The organism is Nevskia sp. (genome assembly GCF_023266035.1).
In the GTDB taxonomy this organism is placed as follows: Bacteria; Pseudomonadota; Gammaproteobacteria; order Nevskiales; family Nevskiaceae; genus Nevskia.
On record NZ_JAHFRY010000143.1, the window covers coordinates 1 to 12283 of the forward strand.

Annotated in this window: 10 protein-coding genes and 1 pseudogene; 3 read left to right on the top strand and 8 right to left on the bottom strand. The window is 67.2% G+C overall.

Going from position 1 to position 12283, the window contains the following annotated elements:
* The 4 genes and pseudogenes from Q0D45_RS18235 to Q0D45_RS18250 all read right to left on the bottom strand — a co-directional run.
* Positions 1–529, bottom strand: a pseudogene (locus Q0D45_RS18235) (hybrid sensor histidine kinase/response regulator); the annotation flags it as partial.
* Between the two features lie 9 nt (positions 530–538).
* Entirely contained in the window at positions 539–2002 is a 1464-nt protein-coding gene (locus Q0D45_RS18240; RefSeq protein ID WP_293396149.1) for an ATPase domain-containing protein, read from the bottom strand.
* Positions 2003–2167: 165 nt separating this feature from the next.
* Entirely contained in the window at positions 2168–2872 is a 705-nt protein-coding gene (locus Q0D45_RS18245; protein WP_293396152.1) for an NAD(P)H-dependent oxidoreductase, read from the bottom strand.
* Positions 2869–3813: an alpha/beta fold hydrolase gene (locus Q0D45_RS18250; protein ID WP_293396155.1), complete on the bottom strand. Its 945-nt coding sequence runs from the start codon at positions 3811–3813 to the stop codon at positions 2869–2871. The genes Q0D45_RS18245 and Q0D45_RS18250 overlap by 4 nt, the downstream gene beginning before the upstream one ends.
* A 111-nt stretch (positions 3814–3924) precedes the next feature.
* On the opposite strand from Q0D45_RS18250, the gene Q0D45_RS18255 reads away from it, so the two are divergent.
* The 3 genes from Q0D45_RS18255 to Q0D45_RS18265 are packed head-to-tail and all read left to right on the top strand — an operon-like array spanning position 3925 to position 5788.
* Complete coding sequence (locus Q0D45_RS18255; protein WP_293396158.1) at positions 3925–4320, top strand: DUF2237 domain-containing protein; 396 nt, start codon at positions 3925–3927, stop codon at positions 4318–4320.
* A gap of 26 nt (positions 4321–4346) precedes the next feature.
* A complete protein-coding gene (locus Q0D45_RS18260) occupies positions 4347–4985 on the top strand; it encodes a fumarylacetoacetate hydrolase family protein (RefSeq protein ID WP_293396160.1) in 639 nt (212 codons plus the stop codon).
* A complete protein-coding gene (locus tag Q0D45_RS18265; RefSeq protein WP_293396163.1) occupies positions 4982–5788 on the top strand; it encodes a ferritin-like domain-containing protein in 807 nt (268 codons plus the stop codon). The genes Q0D45_RS18260 and Q0D45_RS18265 overlap by 4 nt, the downstream gene beginning before the upstream one ends.
* Before the next feature lie 52 nt (positions 5789–5840).
* Here the strand turns inward: Q0D45_RS18265 and Q0D45_RS18270 are convergent, their stop codons facing one another.
* The 4 genes from Q0D45_RS18270 to bcsZ all read right to left on the bottom strand — a co-directional run.
* On the bottom strand, positions 5841–6635 hold the full coding sequence (locus Q0D45_RS18270; RefSeq protein ID WP_293396166.1) for a hypothetical protein: 795 nt from the start codon (positions 6633–6635) through the stop codon (positions 5841–5843).
* A gap of 22 nt (positions 6636–6657) precedes the next feature.
* Complete coding sequence (locus Q0D45_RS18275) at positions 6658–7083, bottom strand: hypothetical protein (protein ID WP_293396169.1); 426 nt, start codon at positions 7081–7083, stop codon at positions 6658–6660.
* 4 nt (positions 7084–7087) lie between these two features.
* Positions 7088–11194 (bottom strand): cellulose synthase subunit BcsC-related outer membrane protein, encoded by a 4107-nt coding sequence (locus Q0D45_RS18280; RefSeq protein ID WP_293396172.1) that lies wholly within the window; start codon positions 11192–11194, stop codon positions 7088–7090.
* Positions 11191–12283, bottom strand: a 1093-nt coding sequence (gene bcsZ, locus Q0D45_RS18285) for a cellulose synthase complex periplasmic endoglucanase BcsZ (RefSeq protein ID WP_293396175.1), incomplete at its 5' end; no start/stop codon positions are given. The genes Q0D45_RS18280 and bcsZ, both read right to left, overlap by 4 nt.

Consider the following 12283-nt stretch of genomic DNA (forward strand, 5'->3'; position numbering starts at 1 on the left):
GCGCGTTGCTGATCGGCGCCAGCGGGTTGCGCAGCTCATGGGCGAGAATCGCCAGGAATTCGTCCTTGCGATGATCGTTGCGCTGCAGCGTGGCTCGGGCGTTTTCGAGATCGGCCAACTGGTCTCGAATCTGGTACTGGCGCTTGCGGGCACGCAAGGCCACCTGGACCGAACTGAGCAGAGCCGACACCCGCGTCGGCCGTTCCAGAATCGTCACGCTGCCCAGCTGTGCCATCGCCAACGCCACTACGGCCGAATCGGCACCCGGCCGGGCGACGACCAGTAGTGGGAGGTCGGACCAGGTCGGCTGGCGCTGTAGCCAGGCACTCAGGCATTCAGCCGAGCTCAGAGCTTCCTCGGCCACTAGGATCGCACCGACGTCCCTTACTTCGAGCTCGGCACATAGCGCCACCAGTGTCAGGCAGGTTTCACTGGCAATGCCATTACCGGAAAGGATGGTCCGCACCAGTTGTGCGTCCCTGCTGGTCGGGCCCATCACCAGCACCCGCAACTCCCTATTGGAAAACATGGCGGCGGATCAGGTTTCGACCCGGGGAGCCGCCTCCTGATAAATAGGCACTCCGGTCAGGATGCCGCGGAAATTTCTCAAGGGTTCGCCGACCATGATCCGGCCATCGAGCATCCGGAATTCACGGATGCTGCGCTCATGGGCGCCACCGCGTTTCTTGACCACCGAGATGGCCTGGCGGACTTCGCCCTCGGCCTCGAAGTAGCGCATCAGGATCACTGCATCGGCCAGATAGCTGACATCCACCGGCGAGGTCATGTTGCTGCCGATGAGACCCTGATGAGCACTGATCAGCAGGGTCGCAACATCGGATTGGCCGAGGAAAGTCAGCAGCTCATGCAGCTGGATGATCAGGAAACGCTCGCCGGGCATGGCGTTCAGATAGCCGTTCAGACTGTCGATGACGACCATCGAAACGCCACGGTCTTCGACACTTTTGCGGATCGCCTGGATCAGCTCGCCTGGCGATAGCTCCGCCGGATCGACCTGTTGGATGGTGACGCGCCCAGTATCGATGTGCTTCTGCAAATCGATACTCAGCGCGGCAGCGCGGCTCACCAGCGTGTTGATGCTCTCATCGAAGATGAACATCGCCGCGCTCTCGCCGCGTTCGGCCGCTGCATAGACAAACTGCGCAACCACCGATGATTTGCCGGTACCCGGCGCACCGGTAATCAGCGTGCTGGTGCCGCGTTCGATGCCGCCGCCGAGCAGCGTATCCAGCTCGCCAATACGGCTCGGCAGCCTCTGCATGCCCGAAACCTTGCGATGTTCGGTCGCGACCAGGCGCGGGAAAACAACGATGCCACCACGGCGGATCGCATAATCGTGATAACCGCCACGGAAGCTCAGGCCACGGTACTTGACCACGCGCAACCGACGCCGCTCAGCACCGTAATCGGGGTTCATCTGCTCGAGCAGCAGCACACCGTGGGCGATGCTCTGCACCTGCAGATCGCGTTCGGAGCTGGTCATGTCATCGAGCATCAACACCGTGCAATCGCGGCCGGCGAAGAAATGCTTGAGGGCAAGAATCTGCCGGCGATAGCGCAACGGACTGCCGGCGATCAGGCGCAGTTCGGAGAGCGAATCGAAGACCACCCGCTTGGGATTGATCCGGTCCACTTCTTCGAGAATGGTGCGCGTGGTTTCACCCAGTTCCACTTCGGACGGATGAAACATCGTGTAGTGATCGTCCGGCCGTAGCGCGGCTTCCGAAGGCACCAGTTCGCGCAAGGTGATGCCGGACAATGACCAGCCATGGGATTCGGCAACCGAAACAAGCTCCTCGCTGGACTCCGACAGCGTGATGTACAGCGTCGGTTCGTTGCGGCGAGCCCCTTCGAGCAGGAACTGCAGCGCCAGCGTGGTCTTGCCGGAGCCCGGTACGCCCTCGATCAGATAGAGGCGATTCGTCCGGTAACCGCCACCCATGATGTCGTCCAGGCTTTCGATGCCCGTGCTTGCCATCATTGCGCCGTGTTCCGCCTGAGCTTTTTCCTGCATGGTCAGAACTGCTCTCTAAAAGTGATGACGCCAGGAAAGTTGTGCAAAAAGAGCTGGAATACGAATGAACTGTCTGTATCAGCAAGCTCCAGGCCCGGTAGGCTTCAGTCGTTCACGGCATAGCGTCGCGCCCTACCTGGCCAGCGGCTTCATCTGGGCATCGAAATCGCCAAGCTTGGGAAAGCTCAGCGGCTGCAACTGGTCGAGCTTGGCGAGATGGCCGCGGAAGTTTTCCAGGATCGCCTCGCGCTCTTCCTGCTTCAGATACGGCACGTGGAAGCCGACGAAGCTGGGCAGCACGGTCATGCCGGTGTAGGCCAGGGTGCCCTGCAGCACCGGCTTGAGGATGTCCTCGATATCGCCGTGGATGCCGCCTTCGCTGAGCATGTAATCACGGCCGCCGGTGGTCAGCGCCAGCAGCGCGCGCTTGCCCTTCAGCCCGCCCTGATCGTAGATGCGCCGGCCGCCGTAGGTCTTGCCGGACACCAGCACCCGGTCGATCCAGCCCTTGAGAATCGCCGGCACCGAGAACCAGTACAGCGGGAAGCTGAAGATCACCAGATCGGCGGCGAGCAGCTTGGCCAGCTCGGTGGCGATGTCCGGCGCCAGGGTGCCGGCATCGCCGTTGCCGCGCTGTTCGAGCGCGTAGTTCAGGTAATCGGCATTGCTGCGGGTGCCGAAATCCGCCGCACTCGCCACCGGGTTGAAGCCCATCGCGTAGAGATCGGAAACGACGACGGCATGGCCGGCCGCGGTGAAATCCGCGACCGCGGCGTTCTTCATCGCCGAGGTGAACGAGGCCGGCTCGGGATGGGCGTGGACGATCAGGATGTTCATGCGTGCTTGGCTTTCGATGAGGTGGCGGGGCGACGGTTCGCGCCGGGTGTGGCTTCGGCGGCTTCGGTCTTGATCGGATGCTCGGCTATCCATTCGGCGATACAGCCGGCAACCTTGTCCGGATGGCTGAGCAGCAGCCAGTGGCCGGCGTCGATCGCGCGACGACGCAGCACCTTCACCCAGCGCGACAGGCCTTCGTACAACTCGGGGCCGACGAAGCGATCGCGGGTCGGAATGATCAGCTGCACCGGCAGGATCGCGTGGCGCGGCAGCGGCCTGAGCAGGCGCTGCAGCATGTTGGCGCGATAGAGGTTGACGCCGTTGCGGCCGTCCTTGACCTGGGTCGGGCTGGCTTCGACGGTCGCCCCTTCCATCTGCTTCATGATCTTCGGCCAGTAGCGGCCGAGCGCCAGCCGCCAGGCGGTCGGCGCCAGGGCCGGCAGCTGAAAGGCGACGATGTACCAGGAGCGCGCCAGCTGCTTCAGCAACTGCTCGCCGCGCCAGCCCGGCCTGGCGTGCTCGCGCAGCCAGTAGCCGACATGATCCAGGCAGGGCCCGCTGATGCTGGTGTAGCTGGCGATGCGGGTATTCAGCGGCGCGGTGGTCACGCCTTCCCAGCACTGGATCGAACCCCAGTCGTGGGCAGCCAGATGCACCTGGCCGCCGGGGGCGACGGCATCGATCACCGCTTCGAGATCGCCCATCAGCTCGGCGATGCGGTAATCGCGGATGCGCGCCGGCACGCTCGATTCGCCGGCGCCGCGCACGTCATAGCTGACCACGTGGAAGCGCTCGGCCAGGCGTTCGGCGATCGCCGTCCAGACCTGGGCGGAATCCGGATAGCCGTGCACCAGCACGAGCGTCTGGCGGCCAGGCGCAGCGCCGCGTTCGTAGACGGCGAGATCGATGGCGCCACGGCTGACGGTACGGGTTGGTTTCATCAGGGATTCGTGCAGTCTTGGGGCCGCCATCATCGCCGCAAGGCGTGGATTTATGAAGTCATCACGCAGCGCTCGCTATGATCGGCCTCCCCACCTGCGCGCGAACCTGTCATGGCTGCCGATGCTTCCTCGTCTTCCGGTCCTGCGCTGAACGTCTTCGGCGAACTGCTGGCCTGCTGCTGCACCAACCCGATGACCGGCTTCTATCGGGACGGCAACTGCCGCACCGGCCCGCAGGATGTCGGCCGCCATCTGGTCTGTACCCAGGTCACCACCGAGTTCCTGAGCTTCTCGCGCTCGCGCGGCAACGATCTCAGCACGCCGCGCCCGGAGTACGACTTCCCAGGCTTGAAGGACGGTGATCGCTGGTGCCTGTGCGCGCTGCGCTGGCTCGAAGCCTTCGAGGCCGGCATGGCGCCGCCGGTGCTGCTCGCCGCCACCCATCTGAAGGCGCTGCAGTTCGTGCCGCGCGCAGCGCTCGACCAGCACGCGCTCGATCGTCGCTGACCACCCCTTTTCCCCTGACCCATCCCATGAAAATCAACCGCATCTTCTGCATCGGCAAGAACTACGCAGATCACGTCGAGGAACTCGCCCACCTCGGCCCCGGTAATGACCACCGGCCGGATGGCGAATGCGTGGTGTTCATGAAGCCGCCGTCGGCCGTGGTGCAACTCGGTGATGTGATTCCGCTGCCGAAAGGCCGCGGCGACACCCATCACGAAGTCGAGCTGGTGGTGATGCTGACCGGCGGTGGCCGCGACATCGCCGTCGAAGACGCGCTCGATTCGATCGCCGGCATCACCCTCGGTCTGGACCTGACCCTGCGCGATCTGCAGACCCAGCTCAAGAACAAGGGCAAGCCCTGGGAACTGTCGAAGTCCTACGACGGCTCGGCGCCGCTCGGCGATTTCAAGCCCTTCCTGGAGCAGGACCTGCAGGCGATGGAATTCACCCTGCACGTCAACGGCGAGCTGCGCCAGCACGGCAAGACTTCCGAGATGCTCTACCCGGTGGCCCAGCAGATCGCCATCCTCAGCCAGAGCTGGTCGCTGGAACCGGGCGACGTGATCTATACCGGCACGCCCAAGGGTGTGGCCGCGCTGAAGCCCGGCGATCACTGCGTGCTGGCCAGCCCGAGCATCGGCCGCTTCGAGTGGCATTGCGAGTGAGCCCAGCGGCACTGCTGGACGCGGTGCACGCCGCGCTTTGCGAGGCCGATCCCAGCGCGAAGTGCGCGCTGGTTGCGGCGCTGCCCGAGTCCGTACCGGCGGCGATTGGTGATCAGCCGGCCGCCGATGCCGAAGATCCGCGCGTACCGGGCCGCCCGGCCAAACCCGAACTGATCCGCCCGCGCGATGTGCCGACTCGCGGTCTCGGCACCGTCGCCGGCCGCGCAGCACTGATCCACGCCGTCGCCCACATCGAGTTCAACGCGATCAACCTGGCGCTCGATGCCGCCTGGCGCTTCCGTGGGCTACCGGATGACTACTACGCGGACTGGCTGTCCGTGGCCCGCGACGAAGCCCGCCACTTCGCGATGCTGCGCGCGCGGCTGATCTCGCTCGGCTACGACTACGGCGACCTGCCGGCCCACAACGGCCTCTGGGAAGCCGCAGAAAAGACGGCGCAGGACGTGCTCGAACGGATGTGCTGCGTGCCGCGGGTGCTGGAAGCGCGCGGCCTCGACGTGACGCCGGGCATCATCCGCCGGCTCAGCGAAATCGGCGATCCGGAAACGGTCGCCATCCTCGACGTGATCCTCGCCGAGGAAGTCGGCCATGTCGCGATCGGCAGCCGCTGGTATCGCTGGCTGTGCGCGCAGCGCGGCGTCGATCCCTTGACCACCTCGCAGCGCCTGCTCGCCGAGCAGGGCATGAACATCCGCCTGCCGATCAACGAAGCGGCGCGGCGCGCGGCGGGCTTCGATGACGAGGAAATGAGCCTGCTGTTGCAGACGGCGCGCCGAGCTTGAAAGCCCTCTCCCCTTGCGGGAGAGGGTTGGGAGAGGGGGAGAACGGCAAAGCTCAGTTCTGGCCGGTCAGCTGGAACGATACCGCCGCCGTGCCGTTCGAGCCGGTGAGGATCATCCGCTTGAAGGTACGACCGCCACTGCTGCGCTCGACGATGGTCATCAGGCCAGTGAAGATCACGGCGTTGACGTCGCCGACGCAGCTGCGCGAGAAATTCAGGCGGTAGAGGTTGTAGCGGGGATCGATGACGAACGCTTCGGCGTCGATGTAGCGGCAGCCATTGGCATCGAGACCGCTGAAGCCGCCGCCGTTGACGAAGGTGAAGCTGACGGCGCTGTCGCCGAAGGCATCCGGCATCGCCCAGGTGCCGACCAGGAGGGGCAGAGCGGCCGGGGTTTCGCTCTGCACGTCGTAGACGAAATTCATCGAGCCGGCATCGCCGTCGTCACGCACGAAGGTGCCGGTGAAGCTGTCCTTCGGCAGAAAAGTGCCGATCAGATCGCCGGCCGCGACGGGTTTCAGCGGCTGGCCGTCGGCGCCGCGCAGATTGGGCAGATGAAAGCGCAACTTGGCGTTGATGCCGCTGCCCACCGTCTCGTACATCCCGGAGGCGAGGAACTCAGCCTGGTCGCCGACCACGATCATCCGGCCGTTCGGCTCGATCAGCGCGGTGCCCACCACTTCCGTCGGTGCCGACTGGAACGTGGTGCGGCCGACGAACACGCCCACCGGCAGCGCATCGGACGGCAAGCTCAGATCAGGAACCTGGATGTCATCGACCTGCGAGGTGCAGCCGGCAACGGTGGCAAGCGCTGCGAGCAGCGGGAACAGCAGTACGGCTGGTTTCATCGGAAGGCTCTCGAAGCAGGATTCAGCGCGACGGCCACAGCGGCGGCGGCTCGGGCGGGAACGGCTGGCTGGGATCGTCGAGCGGCTCGGCGGGCTTGCCATCGGCCTTGACTTGGGCCTTGGCGCGGGCCTCGATCCACTTGCCGAGGTTGGTGTTGTTGGCGGTGATCACCGTGTTGTCGGGATCGAGCTGGTGAGCCCGGGCGAGCAGTTCGGCGGCGGCGTAAGGGTTGTTCTCCTTGAGCCGGATCACCGCCAGGTTGTTCATCGACACCGGATCGAAAGGATTGCCGCCGAGCCGGTCTTCGAGCGTCTTCAGCAGCAGCTCGGCGCTGTTCGGGCTGGCGCCGATCAGCGGCGCTGGCACATCGGCAGCGTGTGCGAAAACCGGCAAGGCGCAGCCGGCGGCGAGCAGCAGATGACGGAACCTGATCATGGTCTTGGTCATGGCATCAGTACTGGTAGAACGGCAGGATCGGCGCCGGATCGGTGGCGTCCGGCGGCTGCGGCGAGAAGTACCAGCGCAGATAGCCGTGCGCCTGCAGCTCGCGGAAGTTGCGGGCGTTGTCGATCGAGAACAGGCCGCCGACGGTCAGGCGCGGCGCCACCCGGTATTCGCTGAGCGCCTTCGCCGTGTAGCCGAGGCCGGTGCTGCGCTGGGCGGCGTAGCCGGTGGCCTGGGTCGACTGCGGATTCAGCGCGACGACCCGTTCCAGCTCGGCCTGCAGCGCGTCGAAACCGGGGTAGTACGGCGCGCCATCCTCGCGGAAGCTCTGCACGCCGAAAGCTGCGCTCAGGTTCCAGCTCAGCGGTCCGGCGACGCCGGCCCACTGCACCGGCACCGTCACCGCGGTGAACAGCTGCGGGCTGAAGTAGCCGCCGTGACCGAAGGTGTAGAAGCGGCGGTTGTCGTCGAAGCTGAACACGGTCAGGTTCAGGCCGTAGGTCAGGCCGTGATTGGCGGCCAGCGCGCTGCGGCCGAAGACGCCGGCGCCGCCGAGCAGCGACGCATTGGTTTCGACATTGCGGCCGTCGTAGCTGTAATAGCCGCCGTAGCCGTAGAGGCCGAAGCGGCCGGTGTCGTAGGCCAGGTCGACTCGGCCGCCGGTGCGCGCCACGCCGCCGAAAGTGCGGCCGAGCAGCGGGTCCCTGGCGCCGGAATAGGCGAGCAGACTTTCGCTGACCGCGCGCCGCGAGACATCGACGCCGAGGCGCAGATCATCCGGGCTGTAGCGCCAGGACAAGCCACCGACCAGGCGATCGACTTCGAAGCCGATCGGCGTCACGCCGATATCGGCGCGGAATTCGCCGAGCTTGTAGCCGAGCCCGAAGGCGACACCGCCGGCATCGCGGGTGCCGGTGTCGGTGCCGCCGACCAGCGCACCGGCGCCGATCCGCAACAACCGCGTGCCACTGGCGGTGCCGCTGTCGATGTAGACCGGCGTTGCGGTCAGCGAGGCCTGGCCGAAGCTGGTTTCCGGCAGATTCAGAGTGACCGGCGTTTCCAGATCGAACAGCTGCGACAGGCCGCCCTCGCCCTTGCGCGACCGGATCGCCGTTTCGCCGCCGACCCAGCCGCTGGTCGACGACTCCAGCCGCGCGATCGGACCCGGGTCGATCGGATAGACCTCGGCCGCGTCAGCGCCCGGCTTGCCTTTCGGCGCCGCCGGTTCGCTGAGCTTCAGCCACAGCGGCTGGCCAACCTGCGCCGCCTGCCAGGGGCCGACGCCATCGCCGGTGAGGGCATTGCTCGGCCGCAGGCCAACGGCCGCGCCCTGCACGGCGGGTGCTGATGGCGCTGCCGGTGCAAGGCCGCGGCCGACTGCCGACTGCACGGCCGGTGCTGCGGCAACGCCCGTTGCCCGCGGCGCCAGCGGACCCGGCGCGTCCGGCGAAGTCTCGGCCAGCAATTCGGCGACCGGCGCCGGCAAGCTCACGCCGGGCTGACGTGGATCGATCCAGGCCAGTTGCGGCGCTGGCTGCTCGGCTGGCGATTCGCGTTCCAGTTCCTCGGCACGGCGGTAGGCCTTGAGCGCCGCACCCTTGCGGTTTTCCTGCTCGGCCAGCCGGCCCGAGGCACGCCACCAGCGCGGATTGGCAGCATCGAGCGACAGGCCGCGATCGATCTCGCGGGTCGCCAGCACCCGGCGATCGCCGGCCAGCAAGGTGTCGACCAGACCGAGACGGATGTCGATGTCGTCCGGCTCGCGCTGGGCCAGGCTCTGGTAGATCGAGGCGGCGGCGTCGATGTCGCGGGCATCGGTCAGCAGCCGGGCCAGCGCCATCTGCACCTGCACGTTGGCCGGATAGCGGGCCACGGCGTCGCGCAGTTGCAGGTAGGCCTCCGGATAGCGGTGCTCGGTGCGGGCGCGATCGGCGAGCTTGACCCGATAGCCGATCACCAGCTGATCGAGCGCGGCCTGGCCGGCGGGATCGAGATCCTTGCGTGCGGCGAGATCGGCGGCCACCACTTCGAACTCGGCATCCTGACCGGCGCTGAGCAGCAGTGCGGCGTACTGCGCGCGCAGCGCCGGCGTCGCGCCGCGGCCATCTCCTGTTCCTTGGCCCATCGCCCGGCGCATGTAGGCCACGGCGCGTGCCGGGTCCTGCAGTTCCGCCCAGCCGCTGGCCAGGGCCGACAGCAATTCGGGATCGCCACCGGCGGCGATGTCGGTATCGGTGAGGATGCGGTGAGCATCGCCCGGCCGGCTGCGGCGCAGCGCGATACGCGCCCGCTCCAGCTGGTACTGCACCCAGGCGCGGCGCTGCAGGCCGATGGCGTCGGCACTGCGCTCGGCAGCGGTGAAGCTTTCCAGGCGATTGAGCACGCCGGCCCAGTCCTGCTGTTCGGCGTCGAAATAGGCCTGTGCCAGGCGCACATCGCGGTTGCTGCCGTGGCTTGAAGCGAGGCCATCGAGCAGGGTCGCGGCTTCGGCGCGGCGGTTCTGCTTGCGGTAGACCTCGGACAGATCGAGACGGATCCAGGGATTGGCCGGCTGTTCGAGCAGCGCGTCGTTGAGCAGGCGCTCGCTGCCGGCGAGATCGCCAGCATCGCGGGCCTGCTTGGCGCGGCGGCGCAACTGCTCGCCACGCAGATTCGCCACCTGCGGCCGCAGCTTGGCCGGCGCTTTCCGGGCCAGTTCCAGCGCTTCGGCATCACGGCCGCTGCGGCTCAGCACGGTGAGCAGCACGGCGAGTGCGTCGGCGTTCTGGTCGTCGCGCTTCAGGGCGCTGCGGGCGATCGCTTCGGCTTCGCGATCCTTGCCGCGATTGAGCAGCACATCGGCATGGGCCAGACGTACCGAGTCCGGCACTTCCGACGGGGGTGCGGCGAGCGCCGATGCGTAGGCGCTGTCGGCGCTTGCGTAGTCGCCAGCCAGCCGGGCTTTTTCGGCTGCCTGCACCCGCGACCAGAAATTCGCCGAGGTCAGCGCCTCGCGCCAGCGTCCTGCCGTTCCCGGCGATGCGGCGCGAGCCTTGTCGAGATAGCTTTTCGATTCTTCGTAGCGCTGCTGGCGCAGCCGGATCACGCCCATGCCGCCGAGCGCGTCGGCGTTGCCGGGGCCGGTCTTGAGGATACTGGTGAAGCCGGCTTCGGCACCGGCGACGTCGCCGCCATCGGCCTGCTTGAACAGGCCGTTGATGCGCGCGCCATAGGCCGCGCCGGCATCAGCGCGCTGGGCGCTGGCCAGGCCGTCGAGCTTGGCGCGGATCTCGCTGTCCTGGTCATCGGTGGCCAGCCAGGCACGATAGCGGCCGGCATCGGCGGGCTGGCCTTCCAGCCAGATCAGCGCCTGGCGCTGGGACTTGCGGGCCTGCGCGCCCAATGTCGGATGGGCGCTCAATGCCGCCAGTTTGTCGATGCCTTCGCGGCGGGTCTTTTCGCGGTAGGTCAGGTGCTGGGCCAGCGCCAGCGCGGCGACGGAATCCTTGGGATTGTTCGCGGCATTGCTGCGCAACCAGCGCTCTGCCGGCGCCCAGCCCGCCTCGGTGGCACCGAGCGTCTGGTAGTACTCCATCGCGTTCGAGCCGCCAGTCGGTTCGCCGCCGAAGGCTTCACGATAGGCAGCGAGCGCGGTCGGATAGTCCTGGCTGGCGGCGGCAGCGCGGGCACGCGCCAGGGCCGCGGCATCGGGACTGCCCTGGCCGGCGCGGCCGGGACCGTTGCCGCCGGCGACCACGCCTTCTGCCTGCTTCAAGGCTGCCGAACCCGGCGCAGCCGTGCGCAGGCGATCGAGATAGCGCTTGGCGCCGGGGCTGTCGTTTTCGCGTGTCGCCAGGCCGACCAGGCGGCTCAGCGCTTCGACGTTGCCGGGATCGGCATCGACCACGCGCTGCCAGGCTTCGCGGGCGCGGCCGTACTGTTCGCGGCCTTCCCAGTAACGACCCTGTTCAGCCAGCGCGCTGATTGCCGCCGCATCGGGCTTGGCCTGAGGCTTGGCTTGGGCTTGCGCCTGACTCTGGGTCGGCAAGCTGCCAGCGGCTGCGGCGAGGACGATCGGGACGACGCAGATCAGGGATCGCGGCAATGATCGGGGCAGCGGACGCAACGGCTTCATGGCAGCTCCAGGCGGCCATCTTGGCCAAAGCGGAATCGTTTCTGATCGTGACCTTCGCCGAACAGCGCGAGCACCTGGTCGTAATAGCGGGCCGGCGAGCCGAGCAGATCGCCGATCCGGGCGCGGGCCAGACGTTCGCGGGCCTGGGCGGCGAGTTCATCGGCACCGGCGGCGGCGAGAAAGGGCAGCAGCGCCGCATCGAAACCCGGCGGACCGATGCCGGCCGGCGCGCGGCCATCGGGATACCAGACTTCGGGGGTCCGGCCGATGCCGCGCAGCAGTGCCAGATAGGGCTTCAGCGCGGCCAGCAGCGCGCGCGTTTCCGGCACGCTGTCAGCGCCGAAACCGGCCCATAGATAGTTGCGGATCGCGTCATAGCTGCCGCGGCCATCGCTGACCGCATCGAGCCGCGGCCCGTCGGCGGTCAGCAGGAACCAGTCCGGAATGCGGCCACCGGGGGTCAGCGCCGGCAGCAGTTTCAGATAGCTGTTGAGCACCGCCTGCCAGGGACCTTTCGGCCGCACCGAGATCAGATGCTTGATCAGGAACGGCGGCAGATAACTGGGATTGAGGCGGATGCCGGCTTCGGCCTCGAAACCGACAGGGCCAGGCAGCAGCAGGGTCAGCGGGCCGGCGCGGCGCACTTCCCGGCTTTCGATCAGGCCCAGCAGCGCATGGGCTTCGGCGCTGTAATCGTCGCGCTTCCACAGCCGGCCCGCCTGCAGCAAGGTGTAGGCAATCCACAGATCGGCATCGGAAGCCGAATTCGGATCGACGACGCCCCAGCCGGTTTCGCTGATCTGGCCCCAGTGCCAGGCTGGCAGCGTGGTCTTCAGACTGCCGTCGGCGAGATTGGCGCGCGCCCAGTTCAGCACCTGCTCGAAGCGCGGCCGATCGCCGGCCACCAGTGCGAAGAACAGCGCATAGGACTGCCCTTCCGAAGTGCTGCGGGCGCGGTCGGTCCAGTCGACGACTCGGCCGTCGTCGCGAATGTAGCCGGCGGCGAACTGCTCCCAGGCCGGCCAGGCCTGCGCCGCCACCGCGCCGGCCACGTTCAACGACAGGCCGAGGCCGATACCGGCTTTCAGC

What these genes read in the sequence shown, in the direction of transcription:
- Q0D45_RS18270 (WP_293396166.1), bottom strand. Translation starts at nt 6,635, where the DNA reads ATGAAACCAGCCGTACTGCTGTTCCCGCTGCTCGCAGCGCTTGCCACC.
- Q0D45_RS18240 (WP_293396149.1), bottom strand. Translation starts at nt 2,002, where the DNA reads ATGATGGCAAGCACGGGCATCGAAAGCCTGGACGACATCATGGGTGGC.
- Q0D45_RS18280 (WP_293396172.1), bottom strand. Translation starts at nt 11,194, where the DNA reads ATGAAGCCGTTGCGTCCGCTGCCCCGATCATTGCCGCGATCCCTGATC.
- Q0D45_RS18245 (WP_293396152.1), bottom strand. Translation starts at nt 2,872, where the DNA reads ATGAACATCCTGATCGTCCACGCCCATCCCGAGCCGGCCTCGTTCACC.
- Q0D45_RS18260 (WP_293396160.1), top strand. Translation starts at nt 4,347, where the DNA reads ATGAAAATCAACCGCATCTTCTGCATCGGCAAGAACTACGCAGATCAC.
- Q0D45_RS18250 (WP_293396155.1), bottom strand. Translation starts at nt 3,813, where the DNA reads ATGAAACCAACCCGTACCGTCAGCCGTGGCGCCATCGATCTCGCCGTC.
- Q0D45_RS18255 (WP_293396158.1), top strand. Translation starts at nt 3,925, where the DNA reads ATGGCTGCCGATGCTTCCTCGTCTTCCGGTCCTGCGCTGAACGTCTTC.
- Q0D45_RS18275 (WP_293396169.1), bottom strand. Translation starts at nt 7,083, where the DNA reads ATGACCAAGACCATGATCAGGTTCCGTCATCTGCTGCTCGCCGCCGGC.